Genomic DNA, 26,357 nt, shown 5'->3' on the forward strand with positions numbered 1-26,357 from the left:
GCTAGAGCTTTATTGACCTGGTCGGCACTCCGCCGTATATCCGCCTCGCACCGTTTCCCCATACCGGAGATTTCGTGTCGCGACGCCTCCCTGTCGCTGCTCTGACGAGCCTTTTCATCGTGCTCGGCCCCGCCGTACTGCGCGGCCAGGCACCCATCGACGCCGACCTCGCGCGCTACATCAACGCGATCCGCGCCATCGACAACCACGCGCATCCCATGCGGCCGGTTCCGGCGGGCGCGGCGGCGGATACCGAATTCGATGCCCTGCCCCTCGACGGCATTCCGCCGTTCGACCTGCCCCACCGTCTCAAGCCCGACGACCCGATCTGGCGTCAGGCCCAAGCCGCGCTGTACCACGTTCCGGCGACGCTGACCGGCGACGCCTATCATACTTCTCTAAAGGCCGCGGTCACGGCGGCGCAGAAGTCGAAAGGACAGCAATTTCCGGCGTGGGCGTTGGATCAAGCGGGCATCGACGTCATGATGTCGAACCGCATCGTCATGGGCGCGGGACTGCCGGCATCGCGCTTCAAGTGGATCTCGTTCGTCGATGCGCTCATGCTTCCGCTCGACACGCGCGCCGAAGCGGCGCGCACGCCCGACACTCGTCCACTGTATCCGCGCGAAGCCAGGCTGTTGCAGCGCTACCTGCGTGACGTCAACGTCAAGTCGCTCCCCGGCACGCTCGACGACTATGTACGCACCGTCGTGAACCCGACGCTCGCCCGCGAGAAGGCCAACGGTGCCGCGGGGATCAAGTTCGAGGCGGCGTATTTGAGACCGCTCGACTTCGACGATCCGGACACGGCGATGGCGCAACGCGTCTATGCCAAGTACGTCCGTGGCGGCGTGCCGAGTCATGCCGAGTACAAGGCGCTCGAGGATTACCTCTTTCGGGCGATCGCACGCGAAGCCGGCAGACAGCACCTGCCCATTCAGATTCACGTGCTCGAGACGTTCGGCGGATTCTATTCGCCGCGCGGCGCGGCGCCCCATCTGCTCGAGCCGGCGTTCAATGATTCGACACTGCGAGGGACGAAGTTCATCATCGTTCACGGCGGCTGGCCGTTGATCGGCGAGACGTCGGGCGAAATCAGCAAGCCGAACGTCTACGCCGACATCTCGATGATGGACATCATTCTGTCACCGACAGAGCTGGCGGGCGTACTACGGCAATGGCTCGGCGAGTGGCCGGACAAGGTGCTCTTCGGCACCGACGCGTTCGACGGCGGCGTCGAGCAAGGCTGGGAGCAAGTCGCGTGGGTCGGATCGACCACGGCGCGCAAAGCACTGGCGATCGCGCTCACCGGCATGCTGCGTGACAACGAGATCTCGCGCGACCGTGCGCAGCAGCTCGCGCGCATGGTGTTGCATGACAACGCGGCGGCCGTGTACGGTCTCAAGTGACGAACTGCGTCAGCGCGTGCGGCGCATCGAGACGATCAGACTCGCCGCGGCGACGAGCGTTGCGGCGGCGAGAAACCTCGACAAGAAAAATTGCCCGCGATCGTACGCCTGATACGCGATCACCCCGCACGCGGTCGTGAAAATCGCATAGATCAGCTGACGCACGCCCGCGTACATCACGCGCGTCGCATGCGCGATTTCCGGAACGCGAATCTCGAGCTCGCCGCGATTGATCCGCGCCGTCACCTTCTGCAGATCGTCGGGCAGCGTGATGGCGGTTCGCGCCATGTCCTTGAGCGATCCGCGCAGCAGCTCTCCCCAATCACGATCTTTTCCGAGCACGACGTCCTCCAGATAGGGACGAATCACGGTCATTGGATTCCACGTTGGATCGAGCTCGGTGCAGAGGCCGAGCAACAACAACAGCGTCCGCTCGAGGAGCACCCAATCCTTCGGCACACGAAACGTCGTCGTGAGCTGACGGAAGCCAACGTCGAGCTTTCGCAGATCGGCGAGCGTTTCGAGCCTCGACGCCATGTCCACCTGCAAGTCGCCGAGCCCCCAGTCGTCGGCGTTGAATTGATCGAAGACCTTTGTTTGAAAGTACGTAATCGCGCGCTCGGCGATGGCAACACTGTTCGGATCGCGCGCGATGAAGCCCATCGTGCGAATGGCGTCGGTGATCCGGCGCGGATCCCGGCGAATGATCCCCTCGAAGAAAGCCGGAATGCCCTCGCGCATGTTCGGCCCGAGCACGCCGACCGCGCCGAAGTCGACGAACGCGATCGCGCCGTCCGGCGCCACGAAGATGTTGCCGGGATGCGGGTCGGCGTGGTAGACGCCGTCGACGAAGATCATTCGGCAGTAGGCCGCGACGACGCGTGCGGCCACATCACGACGCTCGAACCGCCGCGCCGAGAGTCCCTCGAAATCCGTGACCTTGGTTCCTTCGACGAACTCGGTCGTCAGGACGCGCGTCGTCGACAATTCACTCACGACCACGGGAACGCGCGCCATCGGATCGCCCGCGAAGTTCGCCCCGATACGCCGAATGTTCTCCGCCTCCTGCGCGAAGTTCAGCTCCTCGGCGATCATCTTCGCGATGTCGGGGTGATACGACTCGAGGCCCTGCACGCCGGTGAACCATTGCACGACGCTCAAGATGCGCCGAATGACCTCGAGATCCTGGCGCGCGACGGCGTCGATGTCACGGTGCTGCGCTTTCACGGCGACGCGACGGCCGTCGTGCAACGTGGCCGCGTGCACCTGGGCGAGTGAGGCGGTCGCGATGGGGGAGCGATCGAATTCCTTGAATAAGGATTCGATCGGCTGCTTCAGTTCGAATTCGATTCGCCGGCGGACGTCCTCGAACGGACGGGGCGGCAAGCGATCCTGCAGTCCCTCGAGCTCACCGCGGAATTCCGGCGGCAGAAAGTTGGTCATGATGCTGATCAACTGCCCAACCTTGATGAATAGGCCGCCGGCGGCGACGATCGTGTCGCGAATGCGCCGCGCATTTACGCGGTGCCGCGCGTGCAATCGCCGCGCGTATGCGGCGTCGGACATCAACGGACGCTGAAGCCGAAGCCACAGATAGCTTGCCAGAACGCGGATCGTGGTGGCGTATACGCGCGGGATGCGCACTGGTCGGCTCGGCTGCGCGGCGGCGGGAGCTCAGCCGCCCCACAACTGCGTCATCACCCGCACCCAATTCCCGCCAAGCATGAGCAGGATGTCCGAATCACTGTACTTCCGACGAATCAGGCCTTCCGTCAGATCGTACATCCGCAACGGATGGTCGAGTCCCTTGATCGTGAGACGGCCCTCCGCGTCCGTGTGCACGTGATACCGCTCGAAGTTCGGCTGTCCGCTCGGCATCTCGTTCCGGCCGCCCGTCACCGGATTCGGATTGCCGATGATGTCCATGTCGCTGCCCACGCCGACATGTTCGACACCAACGAGCTTCGCCACGTGATCGAAATGATCGAGCACATCGTCGATCGTGACGGGTTCGCGATCCTTGATGACGAAGCGCAAGAACGGAATGCCCATGACGCCGCCGGTCGCGGCCATCTTCGTGATCATCTCGTCCGTTTTGCAACGCAGATGACCGGGCACGAGCGCGCGGCAGCTTGCGTGACTGAACACGACCGGCCTCTTCGCCGCGGCCAGCGTATCGAGCGTCGTGCGGTCGCCGCAGTGCGACACGTCCACCGCCATGCCCACGCTTTCCATACGCGACACGATCGACTGGCCGAACATCGTCAGACCCGAGTCCACCTGCTCGAGAAAGCCCGCGCCAATGCGATTCTGCAAGTTGTAGGTGAGCTGCGAGAGTCTGAGGCCCAAGGCGTAGAACTCGTCGACGTCGGCGGGCGAGCGGAACTGATCAGAGTTCTGAAACGTGAAGAGTATGCCCACCTTCCCCGCCGTGCGCGTCCGCTCGAAATCGCGCGCGTCATCGATACGCATGAACCACTGATCGTAGCTGGCGACGAAGCCGCTCCACTGCGCCATCCATTTGACCGCCGCCGAGTAGTCATCGGCGCCGTGGCCCAGGCCGAACACGCGTATGTGCGAATCGCGGTACGGCGTTGCGTCGGCGTCGGTGAACGCGTTCGCCCTGGTCAGCCACAGCGTCGCCTTGGGCGGATGCTCGGCATAATCGTCGAAGCGAAACTGATTGAGCATGTCGACGGCGGTCGCCTGCTCCATCAACGCGATGGCGTGCGCGGAGTATTCCGCGTTGGACCAGGGCACCGGACGGTATCGGCCGCGCAGGATGGCCGGCGCGGCGATGGTCAGCGCCGCGAGGCTCTTCACCGCGTCGCGGCGCGATAGCGAACGGGGGTCGGTCATCCGTGGTTCATCAGTCGTCAAACGCCAGCACGTTCTTGACGCGCCGAATACGCTCGGCGTCCCCCTCGCAGCGCAGGTGCACCTCCGGCACGCCGGTCTCTCGTACGATTTCCGCGACATTCTGGTCGCGCACCCCGCCGCCGGCAAGAATGCTGATGGTGCCGTCCGCGGCCTCCACCAGGTCGCGCAGCTGATCGATGCCGCGCTCCGCCGTGTCGGCACCGCCCGACGTCAACACTCGCGTGATGCCAAGCTCGATGAGGCTCTCGAGCGCGTGCGCCTGATCGACGATGCGGTCGAACGCGCGATGGAACGTCACCGGCAGACCGTCGGCCATGTCCATGAGCTCCCGACAGCGATACACATCGACTTCGTTGCGCGCGTCGAGGACGCCGAGCACGATGCCGTCGGCGTCGAGCTCGCGAACGAGCTCGATGTCGCGGCGCATGGTGTCGAGCTCGTGCATCGTGTAGACGAAGTTGCCGCCGCGCGGGCGGATCATGACCATCACGGGCACGTCGACGCGGTCGAGGACGTCCTCGATCAGGCGCGCCGCCGGCGTCGTGCCGCCTTCGCGCAGCTCGGCGCACAGCTCGAGGCGGTCCGCGCCGCCGTCCACCGCGGCCAAGGCGTCCGCGAGGGACTCGACCGCGGCTTCGACGAGAATGCTCACGCCGGCACGATCATGCGATAATCATCATATCAGTATTGTATTTACCATACGCTCATTTCGAGAATGCGCGCGCGGCCGTCGCCGCTTTTTCCATTCCCGGATTCTGATTGTACCGCGCCGATCCGCCGCGCGGGATCGTGATCGCCTTCCATTCGTTCCCGGCACCGATCTTGGCCAGCAGAATGATCTGGCCACAATGATTGGCGATGTGCGCCAGCGAGCGGCAGAGCGCTTCGTGCACCGTCAGCTCGACACCGCGAATCTTCACGGTGCGCGCCATGTCCTCGTCCGTGACCTTGGACAACTCGCGCTCCACGATCTCGAATCCGCTCCGCCACGTCGTTTCGAGCTCGGCTCTCGACAGCGACGCCGGCGCGAACTCGCCCTCGCGATCGCGCGACGGTTTTTCGCCGTCGCTCGTGAGAAAGTCCGTGAAGCGCGACGCCAGATTGCCCGCCACGTGCCGCACGATCATCGCGATCGAGTTGCCGTCCGGTGAATAGACCTTGTTCAACACGTCGTCCGGCGCCTGCGCGATCGCCTTCTCGGTCGCCGCGCGCCAGCGGCCGTATTCGTCGATGAAATCCTTGACCAGCATGCATGCCTCCGCTTCTGGGTTCCCGCACGGAATACCTCTATCTTACGCGCTTCCGCCTTTGCATTCCACGCCGACGCCGCCATGACGTTTCACGACACCCCGAAATTCCCGCTCGGCTTCCGGTGCGCCAGCCGCAACTGCGGGCTCAAGCCAACCGCCAAGGATCTCGCGCTCTTCGTGAGCGAGACCGACGCTGTCGCGGCCGCGGTCTTCACGCGCAACCAATTCCCGGGCGCTCCGATCATTCTTGGCCGCGAGACCATTCGCGGTGGGCTGCTCCGCGCGGTCGTCGCGAACAGCAAGTGCAGCAACGTCGCAACGGGCGAGCGCGGCATCGAGTACGCGCGGCGCATGGCCGCGGCCGCCGCGAATGAGATCGGCACCAGTGCCGACCGCGTGCTGGTGAGCTCCACCGGCGTCATCGGCGTGCAACTGCCGATCGAGACCATCGAGCGCGGCATTCAGGGCATGTCGGCCGACCTGCAGGATGACCCGCTCGTCGGCGCCGAAGGCATCATGACGACCGACACGCATCCCAAAGCGCTGTCGGCGAGCGTCGGCGATGCGACCATCACGTGGATCGCCAAAGGCTCCGGCATGATCGAGCCCAACATGGCGACCATGCTCGCCTACATGTTCACCGACGCGGCAATCGACGCGCCGACGCTCGACGGCATGCTGCGCGAAGCAGTGCGTCTGTCATTCAATATGTTGTCAGTCGACAGCGACACGAGCACGTCGGATACGTGCGCCATCCTCGCGAACGGAAAAGCCGGACCGGTGGATGAACGCGCGTTCGCCGCGGCGCTCGTCACCGGCTGCATTCGCATGACGGAGATTCTCGCGCGCGACGGCGAAGGCGCCGAGCATCTGATTCGTGCGACGGTGCGCGGCGCAAGGAATGAGGACGAGGCGCGCCGTATCGCGAAGTCGCTCATCAATTCACCGCTCGTGAAAACGATGGTGCACGGCGCCGATCCAAATGTCGGGCGATTGCTGATGGCCGTGGGCAAATGCGTCGACTGCACGATCGCCGTGGAATCGACCGATGCCTGGATCAACGGCCACGCCGTGGTAAGCGGCGGACGCCGGCTCGACTTCGAGGACGCCGTGGTTCGCAAGACGCTCGAGTCCGACGTCGTCGACATCGAAGTCGCGCTCGGCGTCGGCGACGGTGAGGCGACGGCCTATGGCTGCGATCTCACCAAAGGCTACATTGACGAGAACGCGGCGTATTACTCGAGCTGACGCCGAGCGGGCGCGCGGCGATCAGTCGACAACGGCGATGCACTCGATTTCCAGCCGCGCGCCAAGCGCGATGTTGGTCGCGCCGAACGCGCTGCGCGCCGGCTTCCGCGCGCGGAAGTACGTCGCGTAGATCTCGTTGAAGTCGTTGTAGTCCTTCGCGAAGTCCGCGAGGAACACCGTGCACTTCGCGACGCGATCCATCGATGAGCCGTATCGCTCGAGCGTAGCCTTCACGTTGTTGAGCGCCTGACGCGCTTCGGCCTGCAGCCCGCCCGGCACGAGACGATTCAGGCTGTCCGTTCCGATCTGGCCCGACAGGAAGATGATGTTGCCGACGCGCACCGCTGGCGAGAACACGGCGTTCGGCCGCGGCGAGGGATAGAACTCGAGCTCGAGCGTCTGGCTGGGACGCGCGCAGCCTGACAGCGTCGCGCCGACGAGCGCCACGGCAGCGAGAAGAAAACGTTTCATGGCTCGGGACTATGGCGCGTCCAAGCGCCCTACGCCAGACCACTCCTCAATCGCCCGCTTTGATCGTGAACGGGACAACGGTCGTGCCCCAGCGCAGCTCGAGCCGCGCCGAATCGGCGTCGGTCATCGGGAACGCGAACATGAGCGTTTCGACATGCTCTCCCCGCTCGGGCTTCGCATCAACGCGCAGCACCTCACCGCTGGTCGGCACGGCAAGATGAAACAGGACCGCGTTCCGGTTCACGATGAGCGACCACGATGCGGAGTCGGGAATGGCCCACAGACTGTACGTGCCCGCGGGCAGCGCCTTGCCGTTGATGTGAATCGGACCCGACGTGCTGAGTCGCGCCGCGCTGTCGGCACTTGGCGTCCACATCCGGCCGTACGGTACGAGCGCGCCGAACAGCTCGCGTCCTCGCGCGACCGGACGCCGATACGTGATCTCGACCTTCGTGCCGGCGATCCACTGGGTGACGACGCCGAGCTGGCTCTTGCGCGTCGTTTCCTGAGCGCAGGCCGACGTCGCCGCCAGCAACAGCGCGGCCGCCAGCGAACTATATGCTTTACTCATTCAGGGTTTCATATTGATCGCCGTGGGATGCTTCGGCTGATACAGCCCGATCTCGCTTCCGTCGGCGATGCGGATCGACGTCAGCCGGCCCCAGCGCTCCTCGTGGATCTCGCCCGACGTCTCGACGCCCTTCAGGTGCAGCGCATCCAGCGTCGCGGCGAGGTCGTCGCACATCAGGTACAGCTCACAGCGATCCTCGTCGCCGTCATCGGGATGCATCGCGATCTCGGCCGGCGGCAGCGCAAAAATCAGCCAGCCGCCTCCGGCGTCGACGCTCGGGCAGCCGAGTCGCTCGCGGAAGAACGCGCGAATGGCCTCGGCGCGCTTCGAGTAGATGATGGCGTGCACTCCGTTGATCATTGGCGCTCCCGAGCAGTCAGTTCATCGATCATGCAGCGACGAAACGCTCGCCTTGATCTTGCAGCAGTCGGCCGACCACAGCCAGAGGAGCAACCCGTGCCGACCCGCAAGCGTGCCCCGCGAACTCGTCCGTTGACATCGTACCGAGCACCGGTCCCGGGCGACATCCCTCGGCGAGCGCTCGGCACGACCGGCGAATACGTCTCGGCCATCGGCCTCGGCGGATTTCATCTGGGGCTCGTCGGTACCGAACGTGAAGCGACGCGAATCGTGCATGCGGCGATCGACGCGGGAATCACTTTCATGGACAACGCGTGGGAATATCACGACGGCAGGAGCGAAGATCGCCTGGGCAAGGCGCTGGTGGGCCGCCGAGACAAAGTGTTCCTGATGACGAAGGTCTGCACGCACGGCCGCGACGCGAAGGTCGCGATGCGACAGCTCGAGGAATCCCTGCGGCGTCTCAAGACCGACTATCTGGATCTCTAGCAAGTGCACGAGGTGGCATTCTATAACGATCCGGAACGCCACTTCATGAAGGGCGGGGTGATCGAGGCGCTCGACAGGGCGCGCCGGCAAGGCAAGGTGCGCTTCGTCGGATTTACCGGGCACAAGGACCCTGCGCTGCATCTCCGCATGTTGTCGTACGACTATCCGTTCGACACGGTACAGATGCCGCTCAATTGCTTCGACTCGACGTTCCGGAGCTTCGAGCAACAGGTGCTCCCCGAGCTCCTGCGCCGCGGCATTGGGCCAATCGGGATGAAGAGTCTCGGCGGCGAAGGAACGATGGTGAAGAAAAAACTGATCACCGCGCAGGAGGGCCTGGCGTACGCGATGAGCCTTCCCGTCGCGACGACGGTGAGTGGCATCGACTCGATGCGGGTGTTGCGACAGAATCTGGGTGTCGCCTGCGGATTCAAGCCGCTGTCGACGAAGCAGATGCAGGCGTTGCGGACCCGTGTCGCCGAACCGGCCTCGGACGGGCGGTTCGAGCTGTACAAGACGACCGCCAAGCATGAAGCGAGGGTCGGCCGGCAGCAGCATGGGTTTCCGCCGCCGGACGAGCAGGAGAGTTAGAGGGGGACAACCACTAGAGTTTGTAAAGTTGCCGAGCATTCTCGGACATGATCTTCTTTCGCTCCTCGTCGCTCACTCGAAGCGCCGCCAGACTCGCCTTCATCTTCGAGATGCTCCCGATCTGGTGCGGATAGTCGCTCGCCGCCAGCAGTTGGCCGGCGCCGGCGAAATCGACACAGCACCGCAGCGCGTTCGGATCGAAGTTCACACAATCGTAATAAAAATTCCGTAAATACTCGCTGGGCTTCCTCGAAATGTCCGCCCGGCAGTCCGGAAACGCCTCGAATCCGCGGTCGAGACGCTCGACCAGATACGGAATCGCACCGCCCAGGTGGCCGAGCACCCACTTGATGTTCGGGTAGCGCTCGGGCACGCCGGCGAAGACCAGCTTCGCCGCGGCAAGGGTCGTATCGGCCAGGAATCCAACCAGCGGCATCAGCCAATAGTCCGTCATCGCTTCGACACCGACCGGATCGGTCGGATGGATGTGGATGATCGCGCCCAGTCGGTTGGCTTCGGCCCACAACGGCTCGTAGCGTTTGTCGGCGAGCGCCACGCCGTTCACGTTGCTGAAGACCATCGCGCCCGGAAAGCCCAGCTGCGTCATCGCACGCGTCAGTTCGGCGACGGATGCGGCCGGATCGTTCAGCGGCAGCGTCGCCAGCGACTTGAAGCGCGGCGAGCGTTCACGCACGATCTTGGCGAATGCATCGTTGACGAGACGCGCGAATCGCACCGCGCGCTCCGGCGACTCGACGTGCGTGCCCGGCGTGGTGAAGGTGATGATCTGCGTATCGACGCCTTCGCGCTCCACTACTTCCTGCCGGTAATCGATGTCGCGATGCCCGCGCACGGCGACGTTGTAGTCTCCCGGGTAATGGATGCAGGGATTGCCCTCTGCATCGATGGTGATCTTCACCTCACTGTCGCCCTTCTCGAGCGCGCCGAGGTATTCGGGTGGATAGAAGTGATTGTGAACGTCAATCAGCATGTCGAGAAGGGGTCGTGAGTAAGGTCGACCTGCGAGACACCAGGAGATACACCGGCCACCCCGCGGCAACGAAACCCAACCCGAGCCACGCGTTCAGGCCGTCCGACACCACTTGATTGATTACGATGGAAAGCGACGAAACGATGAACACGACCGGCACGACGGGAAAACCCCATACGCGGTAGGCCGGCCGATAATTCGCGCGCGATCGCAGGCGCATCAACCCGATCGCCATCAAGGCGAAGAATAGCCACTCGGTGTACACGACGCGCGTGAACAGCGCGCGATAGGTGCCGGTCGACACCAGGATCACGGCCCACACGCCCTGCAGCAGAATCGCGCGATGCGGCGTGCGAAAGCGCGGATGGATCGCCGCCGCCCACGGCACGAGCAAGCGGTCGCGCGCCATCGCCAGGTACGCGCGCGGTCCGGCGAGAATGACGCCGTTCAGCGCACCGAACGTCGAGACCACGACGACGCCGGACATCACCGCCGCGCCACCGCGGCCAAGGAGCACGTCCGCCGCGTCGGCCGCGACGTGCGCCGACTTCGCGATCGCCTGCGGAGCGAGTAGATGAAAGTAGGCCGCATTGAGCGCGACGTAGCTTGCCGTCACGATCAGCACGCCCGCCACGAGCGCGCGCGGAATCGTCCGCTCCGGCTCACGCGTCTCCTCGGCGGCATACGTCACCATGTGCCAGCCGCCGAACGCGAAGAGTCCGGCGACGAGCGCCAGCGCGAATGAACGAAGCGACAGGCCGGCTGCCGATGCCGACGAATCGACCGTGTGCCCGACGTCCGTGCGCGGCGTGATCGTGAAGGCCGCAACGATGATCAGCGCGATCGCGGCCACTTTCAGAATCGTGAGCGTGGTCTGCAATACGCTGCCCTGCTTGACGCCGACGTAGTTCACGGCCGTCAACACGATGATGCCGCCCACCGCGAGCACGCGCATTCCCGCGTCGCCGACCGGAACGAAAAAGGCGAGGTATCGCGCGAAGACCATCGCGATGACGGCGATGATGCCGGTGTGCATCGTCCAGAACATCGCCCAGCCCCAGAGAAACGCGACGCCTGGCGAGAACGCTTCGCGGAGAAACACGTAGACGCCGCCCGCTTGCGGAAACGCCGAGGCCAGCTCGGCCGCGATCAGCGCGCCGCAGAGCGTGAGCACGCCGGACACGATCCAGACGGCGTACACCGCGCCGACCGTGGGGACGGTGCCGGTGATGACCGACGGTTGTACGAAGATGGAGGCGCCGATGATGATGCCAACGACGAGCGCCGTGGCGTGCACCTGGCCGATGGAGCGGGAAAGCACGGGCGGAAAACTGCCCGTTTGGGCTCGAGGCTGCTAGAGGTCGGTGCGCGCTGGACGGCGTCCGCGGGCGTTGACGCCGTGCTGTCTCATTACAGAGACGATTTCCATGGGCGGGGTGTGCGGTGCGTCACACGCCTGCGCCCGCTGACTTCGTCACGCAAGCCCGCAAGCCGAGTAACAACAGCCACTTGTGCTTTTTTCACACGAATTGTCTCGGATTGCCGCGCGTCAGGCACGCCGGGTGCCTTTTGAATGAGCGCAGACTCGATCGCGCCGTGAGTGGACGTGAGTGATCGACTTTCACAGGAGTGGATAGATGCAACTCGCTCGTTGGATTCAGAGATCGCTGCCGATGGCAGCCGTGGGAATCATCAGCGCCGCGCCGATGGCGATGGCGCAGAGTGGGCAGGAGCTGTTCGAGTGGAACGGCCGCGTGGATCAGGAAGTTCAGATCGTCATGCGCGGCAACAACGTCCGCACGAACGCGATGACGAATACCGACACGCGGGCCGCGCGCGTCAGAACCTTCAGCACGTTGCCACGCGGCGACGGCCAGGTGCAGGTGCAGGTGCTGAACGGCCGCGGCAGCGTCGACGTCGTTCAACAGCCGAGCGCGCAGAATGGCTACACGACCATCGTGCGGGTGTCGGATCCGCAGTCGGGCGCGACCAATTATCGCCTGGCCGCGTACTGGCAGAGCTACTCGAACGGCGACGTGTACAGCAATGACGATCGTCGCGATCGCGACCGACGTGACCACCGTGACCGGGGGCGCGGCAATAACGGCATCAACAACGGCATCAACAACGGCGTCAACGGCAACTACTATCCGCAGGGTGCGAGTCAGGCGCTGCACTGGAGCGGGAACGTCGACGGCGAGCTCGAGATCCGCATTCAGAACGGCCGCATGACGTATCGCAATCTGAGCGGCCAGCAGCCCACGAACATTCGGGCCGATCAGGGCAACCTGAACATGCCGCGCGGCGCGGCGAACGTCAGCGTGGTCCAGAATCAGGGTCGCGGCACGGTGACGGTGATCCAGCAGCCGTCGAACTACAACGGCTACACGACGGTCCTTCGCATTCGCGATCCGCAGGGCGGCTACGGCTTCTACGATTTCAATCTGGTGTGGCAGTAAGTAGCCAAGTGTAAGGCGACATAGCGCGGCGGTGGGGTCGCGCGGAGACGGTGGACGGATGGGACACGGGCGGCTGGGTTGGGCGGAGGCCGGTTCCATCTTTCCACCGTTCGCGTATTGCGCCATAATCAGGCGCCAATCTCCTCGTGACTATTCGTGCCCACCGCCCTGCACAACGCTGTGTCGCTCCGCCGCCTTCGCGCCGCGTGGCTGTTCGTGCTCGTGTCGCTCGCCGCCGTTACATCAGGCGCCGCGGCGCAGAGCATTCCGACAAAGCTCAGCGACAGCGCGTTCTGGAAGCTCGTCACCGATTTCTCGGAGACGAACGGATACTTCCGCTCCGACAACTTCACGTCGAACGAGAACACCTATCAGTGGGTGATTCCGGACCTCCAGCGCACGACCAAGCCTGGCGGCGTCTACCTCGGCGTTGGACCCGATCAGAACTTCACGTATCTCGTGGCGCTCAAGCCGAAGATCGCGTTCATCTTCGACATCCGGCGCCAGAACATGCTGACGCACCTGATGTACAAGGCGTTGATCGAGCAGTCGAGCGATCGCGCCGATTTCACGGCGCGCCTCTTTGCGCGCGCTCGGCCGGCCGGACTCGATACCGGATCGAGCCCCAAGGCGATCCTCGCCGCGTTTCAAGCCGTACCGCCGGACACCGTGGCGTACCGCCGCAACGTTGCCGCGATCTACGACCGCCTCACGAAGCAGCATGGATTCAAGTTGTCGGATGCCGACTCGAGCACGATCAATTACGTCTATCACACGTTCGTGGCGTATGGTCCCGACATCAATTACAACTCGAACATGCAGGGTGGCGGCTACGGCCGGGGACGCATGCCCAGTTGGGCAGAGCTGCAGATCGAGACGGACAGTGCCGGGTTGAATCGCAGCTACATGGCGAATGAAGCGAACTTCCGCGCGCTCAAGGACCTGGAGTCGAACAATCTCGTCGTGCCGCTCGTTGGTGATTTCGCGGGCCCGAAGGCGATTCGCGCCGTCGGACAATATCTCAAGGATCACCAGGCCACGGTGACGGCATTCTACCTCTCGAATGTCGAACAGTATCTCTTCCAGCAGGAAGACGACTGGAAGAAGTTCTACACGAACGTCGGCACGCTGCCGCTCGATTCCACGAGCACGTTCATTCGCTCGGTGTTCAACGGCATGGGCTACAGCCGGTCCGGCGGGGGCTACATGCGATCGGACCAGATGCTCGCGTCGATGATGCAGCAGCTCTCGATGTTCAACGCGGGCCAGCTGACGATGTATTTCCAGGTGATTCAGTCGTCACGCTGATCCAGAAATGACGACATCGACTTCACCTATGCTCGCCGCCCCCGGTTACGATCTCGACGGCTGGCGGAAGCGCATTCCCCTGCTCTCCTCGTTAATACCGCTCAACAACTGCTCGCAATCGCCGCAGTGTGACGTCACGCGCGCGGCGGCCGAGCGGTATCTCGCATCGTGGAATGGCGCGGGGATGGATTGGGATGCGTGGATGGAAGAAGTGCGGCTCGCAAAGGCCGAGTTCGCGCGGCTGATCAATGCATCGCCCGATGACGTGGCGATCTTCGGCTCGGTGTCCGAAGCGACGAGCGCCGTCGCGAGCGCGATCGACTTCAGCGGCCCACGCAAGAACGTCGTCGTCACCGAAGCGGAGTTTCCGACAATCGGCCACGTGTGGCTCGCGCAGGAACGCCGCGGTGCAACGGTGAAGTGGGTGCCGGTGAGCGACGAAGGTGTCATCGAGCTCAGTGCCTACGACTCCGTCCTCGATGAGAACACCGCCGTCGTCTCCGCGTGCCATGGCTATTACCTCAACGGCGCGCTGCAGAATCTCGGCGCGATCGCCGAGCGTGCGCACGCGAACGGTGCGCTCCTTTACGTCGATGCGTACCAAAGCCTGGGCACCGTACCGGTCGACGTGAAAGCAGCCAACGTCGATTTTCTCGCATCGGGAAATTTGAAATTTCTCATGGGCGTGCCGGGCGTCGCATTTCTGTACGTGCGGCGCGACGTTGCCGAGCGGATGGAACCGGCGACGACGGGCTGGTTCGGCCGGTCGAATCCCTTCGCCTTCACGGTCAAGCAACTCGACTGGGCGCCGTCGGCGACGCGGTTCGACATGGGCACGCCGCCGATCATCAACGCGTACATCTCACGGGCGGGAATGCAGATCATCAATGACTTGGGCGTTCCTGCCGTTCGCGCCTGGCTCGAGGTGCTCGGCCGGCGATTGATCGCGGGCGCCCACGAACGTGGACTGACCGTGCACGGCCCATTGGAGATGTCGCGCAAGACCGCGACGACCGCGATCGTCGTGGACGATTCGCATCACGTCGAGCTGGAGATGCGCCGCGCGGGATTCCTGCCGTCGGCGCGCGGGCCGGTCGTGCGGCTCGCTCCCCATTTCTATAATTCGATCGACGACGTCGATTCCGCGCTGGACGCGCTCACCACGATCCTCGCGCGTTCGTGACGGCCCCCGCCCCCGCCACTGTGCCCGCGCACCGCGAGACGTTTGCCTCGCGATTCGGCACGCTGGTGACGATCATCGGCGTGGCGATCGGACTCGGCAACGTGTGGCGCTTTCCGTACATGGTTGGAAAGTTCGGCGGCGCCGCCTTCGTACTGTTTTATGTCGTCGTGTCGGTCGTCATCGGCGTGCCGGCGCTCATGGCCGAATTCGCGCTCGGACGATTCTCGCGGCGCGGACCCGTTGGCGCATTCGCCGCGGCGGGAATTCCATTCGGCCGCGAGGTTGGCTGGTTCTTCTTCGTCGTCGTGATGGCGGCGACGGGATATTACACCGCCGTCATCGGGTGGGTGTTGTACTACGCGGTCGCGCAGGTGGCGACGGGTCTCCACATGCCGATCGATGCCTCGGCGGTGCTCCCGCCCGACCACGGCTTCGTCGCGAAGTCGTTCGTGCTGCAACTGGTGTGCACCGGTGCAGTCATCATCACGGCGGCGGCGGTCGTCGGCCGAGGATTGCGGGCGGGTATCGAGCGCGCGAGCAAGGTCGTGCTGCCGGTGTTGATGATCGTGATTCTCATCCTCATGGCGCGTTCGCTGACGCTGCCCGGCGCGATGAAGGGGGTGCAGTGGTACATCCTCAAGTTCCGCTGGGCGGATCTCACGCCGCAAGTGATGGTCGCGGCGATCGGCCACGCGATCTTTTCGCTCTCGCTGGGCGGCACGTTCATGGTGGTGTACGGCTCGTATCTCGACGCGAACGAGAGTTTGTCGAGTCCCGCGATCTGGACCGTGGTCGGCGACACCGGCTCGGCGCTGCTCTGCGGATTCGCGATCATTCCCGCGGTGTTCGCGCTCGGTCTCGAGCCGACGTCCGGCCCGGGGTTGATCTTCGCGACGCTGCCGAAGGTCTTCGCGGCGATTCCGTTCGGCGCGCTGTTCGGCTGTCTGTTTTTCGTCGGCTTGTTTGGCGCGGGCTACCTCTCGGACATCGGCGCGTTCGAGGTGCTGGTCGCGGGAATCACCGACAACACGCGGATCGTGCGCGGGCGCGCCGTGTGGGTCGTGGCGTGCGCGGTGTTTGTGCTCTCCATTCCGCCGACGATCAACAACGGTATCTTCGTGCCGTGGGACCTGACGTTCGGCTCGGGGATGCAGACGCTCGGGTCGCTCGTGGCGGTGTTGGCCGTGGGCTGGTGCATCGCGCGGTCGACGGCGCTGCGCCAGCTCGGTGAGCGCGGCGAGAAACCTGCGCCGCGCTGGTTGTATTACTGGATTCGGTTCGGCATTCCCGCCGCGATCGGGTTTACCGGGGTGTGGTGGTTGTTGTCGAGTGTGTTTGGGGCGGTGACGGCGGTGTAGCGGAACGCAGTGTGTCGTCGCGAATTCCGCGCAGTATGTCACGTGATTATAATTATCTAACAATGCCCGTCTCGGTCTCCAGCTCGAAGCTGATCTACGAATGCCTGAAGGACGTCGGGGTGCGCATCGTCTCGGCGCTTCCCGAAACCTGGCTCGTGCATCTCATCCGGATGTCGGAAGACGATCCGGACATGACGCTGGTGCGGCTGGCGAAGGAAGAGGAAGGCGTTGGCATCTCCGCCGGCGCGCACCTGGCCGGCGTGCGCTCGGCGATGCTGATGCAGAATCACGGGTTTCTCGCGTCGGTGAACGGCATCGTGTCGTGTGCACAGCTGTATCGCATTCCGCTGCTGATGCTCATCAGCCACCGCGGCGAGTTCGGCGAGCGCGATCCGTGGCAGACCGAAGGCGGCGGCGTGACGACACACGTGCTCGATGCGCTGCGCATTCCGCATATGCTGCTCGATTCGCCGGACCACGTCTCGCGCCGCATCCACAAGGCGCAGACGCTCGCGTACTCGGCAAGCCGTCCGGTGGCGTTGCTGCTCAGCCGCGATCTGATGTGGGAGGAATAAGCTAGTATGCGGAATTCCGAGCGGAGGTGCGAAGCGCCGCAGCGAGGAACCATCACATGAAGCGCCGCGATGCGATGGAGTCCGTGTATGCGGATCTCGAGGCGTGCGTCGTCGTCACGATCATGGGCGCGGTGGCGGCCGAACTGCAGTCGATCGGCCACAAGCCGAACTTCTTCTATCTGCAGCACGCGATGGGCCTGGCGTCGTCGATGGGATTGGGCATTGCGCTCAGCCGCCCGGACCTCAGAGTGGTGGTGTTCGACGGCGACGGGTCGATTCTCATGAACCTCGGCGGGCTCACGACGCTGGCACGCTATCGTCCGACGAATCTCGTGCACGTGGTGTTCGACAACGAGAGCTTGTTGTCAGTCGGCGGCTTCCCGACCGCGACGTCGACGGGCAGCGACATCGCCGGCATGGCGCGCGCCGCTGGAATTCCTCGCGCGACGACCGTGAGTACACTCGACGAGTTTGGCACCGCGTTCCGCGGCGCTCTCGCGGCGAATGAGCTGACGACGATCGTCGCCAAGGTCGAGGCGGTTGGACCCTCGGGTTACGTGACCGACCTGTCGTTGTTAGAGAATCGTTATCAATTCGCGCGGTATCTCAAATCGACGTCATCCTGAGGAGCGAATCGACGAAGGACCTCTTGCTCCGCGGAGCGCTGTATACGGTTCCTCCGCCGGGACGAGGGTCCCTCGACTCCGGCGCTGCGCGCCTCCGCTCGGGATGACCATACTTACGGAGCCACCCATGTCCCTCCTCACCCAACTCGCCGAAGAGCTCAACTCCGGCAAGATCAAGGTCGTCGACCTCACCTCGCCGCTCGGGCCCGACACTCCCGTCATCGGCCTCCCGCCGATGTTCGGCCAGTCGCCCGGCCTGACCATCGAGCCGGTGTCGTGCTTCGACGACAAAGGGCCGGCATGGTACTGGAACGTCCTGCATCTCGGCGAGCACACCGGCACGCACTTCGACGCGCCGGTGCATTGGATCACCGGCAAGGATCTGCCGAACAACACCTGCGAGACGATCCCGGTGCGGCGCTTCGTCGGGCCGGCATGCGTGATCGACGTCTCGCGCGAGGTCACGGCCGACGAGGACTTTCTGCTCATGCCCGAACACGTCGAGGCGTGGGAAAAGAAGTACGGGCGTATTCCAAAAGACTCATGGGTACTTTTGCGCACCGACTGGAGCAAGCGCTCGGATCCGACATCGTTCCTCAATGTGAAGGAGGACGGTCCGCACTCGCCGGGCTTTCACAAGTCGACGTCCGAGCTGCTCGCGCGGGACCGGCAGGTGCTCGGCGTCGGAGTGGAGACCGTCGGAACAGATGCGGGCCGAGCTGGCATGTTCGATCCGCCGTTCCCGAATCACGCGACGATGCACGGCAACGGCCGGTTCGGGCTGGCATCGTTGCGCAATCTGGATCAACTGCCTCCCACGGGCGCGATCGTGATCGCGGCGCCATTAAAGATTGTCAACGGCAGCGGATCACCATTGAGAGTTCTGGCGCTGGTCTAACAACAAAAAATGACCACGGACGAACGTCGGACGAACACGGACAGGCACGGAGCAGCGTGAACGGCAGTTAACTGCCGTTAACTTGAAACGCTTTCTCCGTGCCGATCCGAGTATGTCGCGGTGCCCAGTCCGTGCTCATGCCTTTTTTGTCAGACTTTCTCACGCGAGACCCGCATCTGCCGCGAGCACCGCTCCCAGGAGCACATTCGCGCCATTCACAATGTCCCGCGGGCGTGAAAACTCTTTCGGCGAGTGACTGACGCCGCCGATGGACGGAATGAAAATCATCCCCATCGGCCCGAGCGTCGCCATCGCCTGCGCATCGTGACCGGCGCCACTCGGCATCACACGCGTCGATAACGCGAGCCCGGCGGCCGAGTCCGCGATGAACTTCCGCATGCGGGGATCGGACGGCGCAGGCACGTTGACGTGGATTTCATTGAACGCGAAGGACGTTCCATTCATTTCACCGATCTTCTTCGCCTCGGTCTGAATGCGCGCGAACATCATGTCGATCTTCGACTGATCCAGATCGCGCAGCTCGAGCGAGCACACCACCTTGCCCGGAATGACGTTCGTCGCGCCGGGGAATGGCTGAATTCGGCCGACGGTCCCGACCTGCCGGCCCGGAATGCTCGTCACGAGCCTGTTCACCATTTCCACATAGCGCGCCGCGGCGAGCAGTGCGTCGTGACGATCCGCCATCGCTGTCGTGCCGGCGTGATTCTGAATGCCCGTCACAGTGACGTCCCACTGCTCGATGCCGACGATGCCCTCGACGATGCCGATGTCCTGCTTCGCCTTCTCGAGATTTCCGCCCTGTTCGATGTGCAGCTCGAAGTAGCCGGCAATGTCGCCTTTGCGGCGCTTCACCTGATCGAGCTTCGACGGATCGCCGCCGATGAACGCGATGCCCTGCTCGATCGTTTTGCCGCTGCTCGTGACGTTCTTGAGCTCACTCGCCTCGAGCTGGCCGCTCACCGCACGGCTTCCGATCAAACCGCCTTCCTCGTTCTGCCAGACCACGATTTCCAGCGGATGCCGCGTCACAATCCCCTGCTCGCCGAACGTCCGCGCGATCTCGATCGCCGAGAGCGACCCGACGTCGCCGTCGTAGTTGCCGCCGCCGGGGACGGAATCGATGTGCGAGCCGAACAGGATCGGTTTGAGCGAGGCGTCGCGTCCCGCACGACGCGCGATGATGTTGCCCGCGAAGTCGATCGTCGGTTCGAGCTTGGCGGCGCGCATCCAGTCCATCACCACGGCACGGCCGGCCTTGTCGGCATCGCTGTATGCGACCCGCGAGACTCCACCTTCGGGGTTCTTGCCGTACGCCGATAGCGCCTGAACGTGCGCGTTGAGCCGTTCGCCATTCACCCGCGGCGTAGCGAGCGGAGTGATCCTAGTGAGTGCGAACATCGAGCGAAGGTCGATCGGCTTGATCGCGGAGCCGGCGAGACCGCCGAGCATCGCGGCATTGAAATCACGACGATTCATGGCGCCTTGGAATTCCTGGTCGAGGAACGCGAAGAAGGGTGCGCGGGAGCGAACGTGCGAAGGAGATAGCGAAGCGACGGAATCAGAATCAGTGCACCGGCGATCAAGCCGCCGAGCAACAGCTCGAGCGTGATGCGTGGCGCGGCGGCGTCGCGAATGCGCATCGACGTCGGCAGAATGTAGGGATACTGCGCGAACACCCATCCCCACAAGATCAGGCTCACCTGCGCCGCCGCGGCAACACGCGCCAGGCCAAACCGCCGCGTCCAGAGCGCCCAGATGGCGGTGGTCGCGGAAGCGCCGATCACGACGTGCAGCACCAACGCCCAACCCGTCGCGAGCAACGCGCCGGCCATGATCGGCGCGCTTCGCATGGCGACGATCAGACCGATCGCGGCGAACGCGAACACGGCGACCGCCGCGCCGAGCGCGCGAAGGCGAAAGTCTTCGCGCAGATCGGCGTCAGTGGACGCGTGCGCGAGATACACCGCGGCGAGAAACGCGAACAGCGACAACGCCATCAAGCCGATAGCGATCGGAAAGAGGCCGAGCCACGGCTGCACGTACACCGCCGCGAATGACCCGGCCGACACGGCTCGCGACGCATCGCCAACCGCGCCGCTCGCCAGCGCGCCAATCGTCATGCCGAGGATGAGCGGTGTGATGGTGCTGGCGACGGCGAACGTGACGCCCCACCGCGCGCGCGCCGGCCCTTCTCCGCCGTAGCTGCGAAACACGAACGCCGTTCCGCGCAAGACGATTCCAATCAGCATGATCGTCAGCGGAATGTGCAGGACGATTCCCAGCTCGTTGAACGCGAGCGGAAACGCCGTGAACAACATCACGACGACGACGATCAGCCAGACGTGATTGGCTTCCCAGATCGGCGCAATGGAGTTCGCGATGAGCGTGCGCTGCCGCAATCGCCGTGGGCCTCTCGCGAGCAAATCCCACACGCCGCCGCCGAAATCCGCTCCGCCCATGAGCACGTACGCATTGAGCGCAACGACCATGATGCCGGCGATGATTTCCGGTAGGCCGATTTGCGAGAGCATCGTCACGCGGCTTCTCGCACGACCGAGGCCATGAACAACACGACGACCGCCGCGAGACCAACGTAGAGCAGCGCAAAGATCACCATCGGGACCACGAGCCCCGGCATCGGCGTGACAGCGTCCGCGGTGCGTACGAGACCCGAGATGACCCACGGCTGACGACCGACTTCCGTTACGGTCCATCCGGCTTCGGTCGCAATGAACCCGAACGGTCCGACGATCGCGATCGCGCGTAACAGCCAACGTCGCGTGACGACGTCGCGCCGCCGCGCGATGACGATCGCCGCCCAGAGTGCCACGAGCGCCATCGCCGACCCGAGTCCGACCATGATCTGAAATCCGAAATGAACGGGCAGCAACGGCGGCCAATTCTCGCGCGGAAAGTCGCGGAGGCCCTTCACCTCGGCATTCGGATCATGGAAGGCGAGCAGCGAGAGCATGTGCGGCAGCTCGAGCGCGTACCGCGTGCGTTCGGCATTCGCGTCGGGTATGCCACCAATGCGAAGAGGTGCGCCGCGTTCAGTCTCGAACTGCCCCTCGAGCGACGCGAGCTTCACCGGCTGCCACTGGGCGACGGTGCGCGCGCTGATATCGCCGGACACCGGTTGCAGAATCGCGGCGGGAATGCCCATCGCGAGCGCCAGCAGCAGTGCGCGCCGATGAAATGGCGTGTCGCCGCGACGCAGCAGTACGGCCGCGTGAATCCCCGCGACGGCGAGCGCGGTCGACGCATACGATGCAAGCAACATGTGTAGCGCCTGCTGCACCGTCGACGGATTGAACATGCCCGCGATCGGATCGATCGACGCGATGCGATCGCCCTGCATCGTGATTCCCGCCGGCGTGTTCATCCACGCATTCACCATCACGACGAACACGGCCGACGCCGCGCCGCTGAGCGCGACGATCATCCCGGCGATCAGGTGCGCGCGCGCCGAGATGCGATCCCAGCCATAGAGATAGACGCCGAGAAAGATCGCTTCGGTGAAGAAGGCGAAGCCCTCGAGTGAAAACGGTAGACCGATGATCGGACCCGCGAAGCGCATGAAGCGCGGCCACAACAGGCCGAGCTCGAACGACAGCACCGTGCCGGAGACGGCGCCGACGGCGAACAGGACCGCCGCGCCCTTCGCCCATCGGTGTGCGAGCTGCTCGTATACGGGATCGCCCGTCTTGCGCCACCGCCATTCGGCGATGACCATCAGCAACGGCATCGCGATGCCGATCTCGGCGAAGATGATATGGAAGCCGAGGGAGAGCGCCATCTGCGCGCGCGCCGCCAGGAGATCGGACATGCGCTTAACTTACAGCCTATGCGCTTCGCGTTCGACGACGACTCTCAGGACTCACAGGACTTCGACCTCGACCGGGACTTTCCGCTCGGCGACGGTACGGCGGACGTCTCAGGCAGCGTCGTGTGTCCGTACTGTGGCGAGACGAACGAAGTCGCGCTCGATCCCGGCAGTGGCGAGTCGCAGGAGTACGTCGAGGATTGCCAGGTGTGCTGCCAGCCGTGGCGCGTGTCGGTAGTGTATCACGACGACGGCTCGGCGTCCGTGACGGCGGAGCAGCTGTCATCCTGAGGATCCTGAGCGCAGCGAAGAGGACGAAGGACCCCTGTGCGCCGAGGAGAACTCTTACGCCGCACGCTACAGCGCGATATCCCCGCCGGGATCGCGCTTCTTACTAGCTTCTCGCCCCTTCTCGACTTGCGCCGCCGACTCCTTCAGCGCCTGCCGCGTCTCCGCCTCGTCGATCTCGATGGTCACCTTCAAGACATGACCTTCATGCGTCCCGCTCGGAAGCAGCGAGCGCGGGACATTGATCGTCGACGCGCCGTCGACCTCGATCGAGGCGGAATTCTCCTCGATCGAGTCGACGACCCAACGGTGCGAGCTGCGAGCGTTCACGGAATCGGATTGCAAACGGTTTGTGTCGACGTGGCGTCGGACGGTCCGGCCATGTTCGTCGTGCCTTTCAGCACGGTCACCGTGTAGCCGCTGCCCGGCGTGCCCGCGCTGCTGAATACGATAGTGCCGTTCTGATCGGTGCGATACCACGGCTTGCCGTGCGCCGTGTAGAGCGACTTCGCCTGATTGTGCATGTGGCCGTACGTGTTGTGCGCGCCGACCGAGGCCGTGACGTACTGCGGATTCACCGCGTTCACATACGCGTTCGTCACACCGTTGCAGCTGCCGTGATGATCGGCCTTGAGTACGTTCACATGCAAGCCGGGACTCGTGGCGTATCCCGATGCGCCAAGGAACCAGCCGATCTCGGTCTGCTCGGCATCGCCGGCGAACCACATCGTGAACGACGCCGAGTCGGGTCCGATCAGCTTCACCGCCGCCGAGCGATTGTTCGGGTTCGTGTCCGACGGGAGCGGCTTGAGCACGTGAAGCTTTGCGCCGCCCTGCATGAGGATGTCGCACATCGCCTGCCCGTTCGCGCACGGATTGTCCGTGTCGCGATAGATGAGCGCCCCGCGGCCGGCGCGCGCGTTGATCGAATCGCGCAGCTTGGCCAGTGAGACGCTCGAATACACGTCCTGGTTCTCGAAGAAGTATTTGATCGTGATGTTGCGCGACGTGCGGAAGAGCTCCTGCAAGCCCGCCAGATGATCGGCGTGCTGATGGGAGAGAATCACCGCATCGATGGTCGTGCCGTTGAGGCCGAGTGAATCGAGCAGATGGCCGTATCGTACGGTGTCGGGTCCGCCGTCGATGATGACCTTGCTCGTGCCGTTAACGATGAGATTCGCATCGCCCTGGCCTACGTCGAGCGCATAGACGGTGACCGGGGCCACCGTGCCGCCTCCGCCGGCGACGAAGCCGTCGTTCTGCGCCTTGGGCGTGCCGAAGTCGCCGGCGCCGTACGTGCTCGTCGCGAGCTGCCACGCGCTGCCGCCGACGACGACGTGTGAGGCGCTCGGATCCTTCAATTCCCACGACTTGCCCGCGGTGGTCGACGTCCACGCGACTGAATCGACGAGGGCGCCCGTCGACGTCTTGAGCGTGAGCCAATCACTCGTATTGGCGAGTTGCACTGCGCTACCGTACGCATACGCGACGGTGACACCGCCATTCGTCGTGCTCGACGCCACGCGCGCGAGCACCACATAGCCGTGCGACGGGACGCTGACGGAGCTCGAGATGGTGAATCCGGCGTCGTTGGCCGATGCCACCTGGTAGCTCTGAATGTTGATCGCGCTCGCGCCTGGATTGTACAACTCGAACCATTCGCCGTTCGCGTCAGTGACCGCGTTCGGGTCGGCCATGATCTCGTTGATGACGAGCGCCTGCGTTCCGGGGCCAACCGTGAATCGCGCCGACGCCGGCGGCTTGATGCCGCTCGGCTCGGGGGAAGTGTCCGTGCAACCGAAGAGGAACGCACCCGCAAGAATGAGAACAGTCGATCCGTGACGTCGATTCACCGAGAGCTCCGTGCGTGAGTGAACGTAGGAGAACCTTCAGCTTGCATCGGCGGCGTCGCCGGGCGAACGAAACAACCTCTGGGACGTCGGTTCAATCGAGATTTGGTATCGTCAGCGTATCAGCTTGCACTCCTTTTGTGTCGAGTGTTTGTCCGAGGGACCAGCCATGTTCTTCGTGCCGCGCTGCACGGCGATCGAATAGCCGCCGCGCGGCATCCCGGGAGAATTCAGCACGATCGTTCCATTCTGATCGGTGCGATACCACGGCACCTGGTGCGCCGCATACTCCGCCTTTGCCTGCTCGTGCATGTGGCCGTAGCTGTTGACGGCTCCGACCGACACGACCGCGAGATCGGGACGCACCGCATCCAAATAGGCGTCGTTGACGCCGTTGCAGCTGCCATGGTGATCAGCTTTCAACACGTTGACGTGTATACCCGGATCGCGGTCGTAGTGCGCGTCACCCACAAACCAATCCGTCGCATCATGCTCGGCGTCGCCGGCCAGCCACATGGTGAACGACGCGGAGTCCGGCCCAACGAGCTTCACCGGTGCGGAACGGTCATTCGGGTTCTTTGAACCGGCGTACGGCCGCATGATGTGGAGCTTGGCACCGCCTTTCAGCGTGATCGTGCACAACGGCTGTCCGTTCGCGCACGGATCGTCGGTATCGCGGTAGATCGTTTGGCCTCGCGTCACCCGCGCGATGACCGAATCACGCAGGTGGCGAAGATTCGCCGCCGTGTACGGATCCTGATTCTCGAAGAAGAAGCGAACGGTGATGTGGCGCGCGCTCTCGAACAGCGCGCGCAGGCCGACGAGATGATCGGCGTGCTGGTGCGACAGGATGACGACGTCGAATGTCGAGTCATTCAGGTGCAGCGAGTCGAGCAGATCGCCCATGCGTCGTTCGTCGGGGCCGCCGTCGATCAATACGCGGCTGCCGCCGTTCTCGATGAGAATCGCGTCGCCCTGGCCGACGTCCAGAATCTTCACGGTGAGCGGAGCGACGCTCGCACGCCCGCTCGTCATTCCGAGAAGCCCGAGCGGAGCGAGGGCGACGAGGAATCTTCTCACCCGGTAGAGCACTCTACCGAGTGAGGAGATCCCTCGCTGCGCTCGGGATGACAATCCTACTCGCGGGATGACAATCCTACTTGCTCCCGGCCATCGATGAGTCACGCTTCGCCTTGAACTCCGTGCCCGCTTTCCACTGCGGCATCGCATCCGCATTCGCGACGATGTCACCAACCTTGAACAACACGCGCGTATCCTCGACACCGCCCGACAAATCCCAATCGGGCTTCACCTCGTCGCTCGGCTGGTGATAGTCCTTCGTCGTGTACTCGTCGCGCTTCTTCATGCCGTACGTCGAGTCTTTGCCGATGAAGTTCACGCCGGCGTCGATGTCGAGCGCGGGCACGCCCTGCTTCGCGAACTCGAAGTGGTCCGACCGATAGTAGAAGCCCTTTTCGCTCTCGGGGTCCGGCGCCAGCTGCCGGCCCTGCGTCGCGGCTGACTCCTGCAGCACGTCGTCCAACGTCGAGTTCCCGAGCCCGACCACCACGATGTCGCGCGTGCGACCCCATTGGTTGAAACCGTCCATGTTGATGTTCGCGACGGTTTGCGTGAGCGGGTACAGCGGGTTTTCGGCATAGTACTTCGCGCCCAGCAGCCCCTTCTCCTCCGCGGTAACCGCCAGGAA

At 64.0% G+C, this 26,357-nt stretch carries 26 protein-coding genes and 1 pseudogene; 11 read left to right on the forward strand and 16 right to left on the reverse strand.

What is annotated here, in order from left to right; all coding sequences use genetic code 11:
* Positions 1 to 74: 74 nt before the first annotated feature.
* A complete protein-coding gene (locus tag VN706_00760; protein HXT14126.1) occupies positions 75 to 1,409 on the forward strand; it encodes an amidohydrolase family protein in 1,335 nt (444 codons plus the stop codon).
* A gap of 9 nt (positions 1,410 to 1,418) precedes the next feature.
* On the opposite strand, the gene VN706_00765 is transcribed toward VN706_00760, so the two are convergent.
* From VN706_00765 to VN706_00780, 4 genes are read right to left on the reverse strand one after another with little or no spacing between them, the layout of a single operon-like run.
* The gene (locus VN706_00765; GenBank protein HXT14127.1) at positions 1,419 to 3,053 is read right to left on the reverse strand and encodes an AarF/UbiB family protein; all 1,635 of its coding nucleotides are present in this window, start codon (positions 3,051 to 3,053) and stop codon (positions 1,419 to 1,421) included.
* Between the two features lie 30 nt (positions 3,054 to 3,083).
* On the reverse strand, positions 3,084 to 4,268 hold the full coding sequence (locus tag VN706_00770) for a membrane dipeptidase (protein HXT14128.1): 1,185 nt from the start codon (positions 4,266 to 4,268) through the stop codon (positions 3,084 to 3,086).
* 10 nt (positions 4,269 to 4,278) lie between these two features.
* The gene (locus VN706_00775; protein ID HXT14129.1) at positions 4,279 to 4,941 is read right to left on the reverse strand and encodes a copper homeostasis protein CutC; all 663 of its coding nucleotides are present in this window, start codon (positions 4,939 to 4,941) and stop codon (positions 4,279 to 4,281) included.
* 52 nt (positions 4,942 to 4,993) lie between these two features.
* The gene (locus tag VN706_00780) at positions 4,994 to 5,539 is read right to left on the reverse strand and encodes a DUF1572 family protein (GenBank protein ID HXT14130.1); all 546 of its coding nucleotides are present in this window, start codon (positions 5,537 to 5,539) and stop codon (positions 4,994 to 4,996) included.
* 81 nt (positions 5,540 to 5,620) lie between these two features.
* Here VN706_00780 and argJ point away from each other — a divergent pair, with 81 nt between their 5' ends.
* Positions 5,621 to 6,787 (forward strand): bifunctional glutamate N-acetyltransferase/amino-acid acetyltransferase ArgJ, encoded by a 1,167-nt coding sequence (gene argJ, locus VN706_00785; GenBank protein HXT14131.1) that lies wholly within the window; start codon positions 5,621 to 5,623, stop codon positions 6,785 to 6,787.
* A gap of 21 nt (positions 6,788 to 6,808) precedes the next feature.
* Here argJ and VN706_00790 read toward each other — a convergent pair whose 3' ends face one another.
* Genes VN706_00790 through VN706_00800 form a run of 3 tightly spaced genes read right to left on the reverse strand, consistent with a single transcriptional unit; the run spans position 6,809 to position 8,189 of the window.
* Complete coding sequence (locus tag VN706_00790; GenBank protein ID HXT14132.1) at positions 6,809 to 7,258, reverse strand: RidA family protein; 450 nt, start codon at positions 7,256 to 7,258, stop codon at positions 6,809 to 6,811.
* A 46-nt stretch (positions 7,259 to 7,304) separates the two neighbouring features.
* Positions 7,305 to 7,829: a DUF2911 domain-containing protein gene (locus VN706_00795; GenBank protein ID HXT14133.1), complete on the reverse strand. Its 525-nt coding sequence runs from the start codon at positions 7,827 to 7,829 to the stop codon at positions 7,305 to 7,307.
* Complete coding sequence (locus VN706_00800; GenBank protein HXT14134.1) at positions 7,830 to 8,189, reverse strand: hypothetical protein; 360 nt, start codon at positions 8,187 to 8,189, stop codon at positions 7,830 to 7,832.
* Between the two features lie 30 nt (positions 8,190 to 8,219).
* Between VN706_00800 and VN706_00805 the strand changes: the two are divergent.
* Positions 8,220 to 9,269 (forward strand): annotated as a pseudogene (locus VN706_00805) (aldo/keto reductase).
* Between the two features lie 13 nt (positions 9,270 to 9,282).
* Here VN706_00805 and VN706_00810 read toward each other — a convergent pair.
* Both VN706_00810 and VN706_00815 read right to left on the reverse strand, forming a co-directional pair.
* Complete coding sequence (locus tag VN706_00810) at positions 9,283 to 10,260, reverse strand: amidohydrolase family protein (GenBank protein HXT14135.1); 978 nt, start codon at positions 10,258 to 10,260, stop codon at positions 9,283 to 9,285.
* A complete protein-coding gene (locus VN706_00815; GenBank protein HXT14136.1) occupies positions 10,250 to 11,581 on the reverse strand; it encodes an amino acid permease in 1,332 nt (443 codons plus the stop codon). Before VN706_00815 ends, VN706_00810 begins: the two co-directional genes overlap by 11 nt.
* A 316-nt stretch (positions 11,582 to 11,897) precedes the next feature.
* On the opposite strand from VN706_00815, the gene VN706_00820 reads away from it, so the two are divergent.
* The 7 genes from VN706_00820 to VN706_00850 all read left to right on the forward strand — a co-directional run bounded on the left by VN706_00820 (position 11,898) and on the right by VN706_00850 (position 18,667).
* Positions 11,898 to 12,719 (forward strand): hypothetical protein, encoded by an 822-nt coding sequence (locus tag VN706_00820; protein ID HXT14137.1) that lies wholly within the window; start codon positions 11,898 to 11,900, stop codon positions 12,717 to 12,719.
* 156 nt (positions 12,720 to 12,875) lie between these two features.
* Positions 12,876 to 14,027, forward strand: a complete 1,152-nt coding sequence (locus VN706_00825; protein HXT14138.1) for a hypothetical protein — start codon at positions 12,876 to 12,878, stop codon at positions 14,025 to 14,027.
* Positions 14,028 to 14,055: 28 nt separating this feature from the next.
* Complete coding sequence (locus tag VN706_00830; GenBank protein HXT14139.1) at positions 14,056 to 15,210, forward strand: aminotransferase class V-fold PLP-dependent enzyme; 1,155 nt, start codon at positions 14,056 to 14,058, stop codon at positions 15,208 to 15,210.
* Positions 15,211 to 15,230: 20 nt separating this feature from the next.
* Positions 15,231 to 16,568: a sodium-dependent transporter gene (locus VN706_00835; GenBank protein ID HXT14140.1), complete on the forward strand. Its 1,338-nt coding sequence runs from the start codon at positions 15,231 to 15,233 to the stop codon at positions 16,566 to 16,568.
* A 62-nt stretch (positions 16,569 to 16,630) separates the two neighbouring features.
* A complete protein-coding gene (locus VN706_00840; protein HXT14141.1) occupies positions 16,631 to 17,143 on the forward strand; it encodes a thiamine pyrophosphate-binding protein in 513 nt (170 codons plus the stop codon).
* A gap of 56 nt (positions 17,144 to 17,199) precedes the next feature.
* The gene (locus tag VN706_00845; protein ID HXT14142.1) at positions 17,200 to 17,769 is read left to right on the forward strand and encodes a thiamine pyrophosphate-dependent enzyme; all 570 of its coding nucleotides are present in this window, start codon (positions 17,200 to 17,202) and stop codon (positions 17,767 to 17,769) included.
* A 127-nt stretch (positions 17,770 to 17,896) separates the two neighbouring features.
* Positions 17,897 to 18,667, forward strand: coding sequence for a cyclase family protein (locus VN706_00850; protein HXT14143.1), 771 nt, complete (start codon positions 17,897 to 17,899; stop codon positions 18,665 to 18,667).
* A 159-nt stretch (positions 18,668 to 18,826) separates the two neighbouring features.
* On the opposite strand, the gene VN706_00855 is transcribed toward VN706_00850, so the two are convergent.
* The 3 genes from VN706_00855 to VN706_00865 are packed head-to-tail and all read right to left on the reverse strand — an operon-like array spanning position 18,827 to position 22,514.
* A complete protein-coding gene (locus VN706_00855; GenBank protein HXT14144.1) occupies positions 18,827 to 20,164 on the reverse strand; it encodes a M20 family metallo-hydrolase in 1,338 nt (445 codons plus the stop codon).
* Positions 20,161 to 21,219: a cytochrome d ubiquinol oxidase subunit II gene (locus tag VN706_00860; protein ID HXT14145.1), complete on the reverse strand. Its 1,059-nt coding sequence runs from the start codon at positions 21,217 to 21,219 to the stop codon at positions 20,161 to 20,163. Before VN706_00860 ends, VN706_00855 begins: the two co-directional genes overlap by 4 nt.
* A gap of 2 nt (positions 21,220 to 21,221) precedes the next feature.
* The gene (locus VN706_00865) at positions 21,222 to 22,514 is read right to left on the reverse strand and encodes a cytochrome ubiquinol oxidase subunit I (protein ID HXT14146.1); all 1,293 of its coding nucleotides are present in this window, start codon (positions 22,512 to 22,514) and stop codon (positions 21,222 to 21,224) included.
* A gap of 18 nt (positions 22,515 to 22,532) precedes the next feature.
* Between VN706_00865 and VN706_00870 the strand changes: the two genes are divergently transcribed.
* Positions 22,533 to 22,802 (forward strand): CPXCG motif-containing cysteine-rich protein, encoded by a 270-nt coding sequence (locus tag VN706_00870; GenBank protein HXT14147.1) that lies wholly within the window; start codon positions 22,533 to 22,535, stop codon positions 22,800 to 22,802.
* A gap of 66 nt (positions 22,803 to 22,868) precedes the next feature.
* On the opposite strand, the gene VN706_00875 is transcribed toward VN706_00870, so the two are convergent.
* From VN706_00875 to VN706_00890, 4 genes are all read right to left on the reverse strand, one after another.
* Positions 22,869 to 23,129: a DUF3006 domain-containing protein gene (locus VN706_00875; protein ID HXT14148.1), complete on the reverse strand. Its 261-nt coding sequence runs from the start codon at positions 23,127 to 23,129 to the stop codon at positions 22,869 to 22,871.
* A complete protein-coding gene (locus tag VN706_00880) occupies positions 23,126 to 24,652 on the reverse strand; it encodes a lamin tail domain-containing protein (GenBank protein HXT14149.1) in 1,527 nt (508 codons plus the stop codon). Before VN706_00880 ends, VN706_00875 begins: the two co-directional genes overlap by 4 nt.
* A 111-nt stretch (positions 24,653 to 24,763) precedes the next feature.
* Positions 24,764 to 25,684, reverse strand: a complete 921-nt coding sequence (locus VN706_00885) for an MBL fold metallo-hydrolase (protein HXT14150.1) — start codon at positions 25,682 to 25,684, stop codon at positions 24,764 to 24,766.
* A 121-nt stretch (positions 25,685 to 25,805) separates the two neighbouring features.
* Positions 25,806 to 26,357 (reverse strand): M28 family peptidase (locus VN706_00890; protein HXT14151.1); only part of this gene is annotated, 552 nt, incomplete at its 5' end.

The sequence above is a fragment of the Gemmatimonadaceae bacterium genome (genome assembly GCA_035606695.1).
Taxonomy (GTDB): domain Bacteria; phylum Gemmatimonadota; class Gemmatimonadetes; order Gemmatimonadales; family Gemmatimonadaceae; genus JAQBQB01.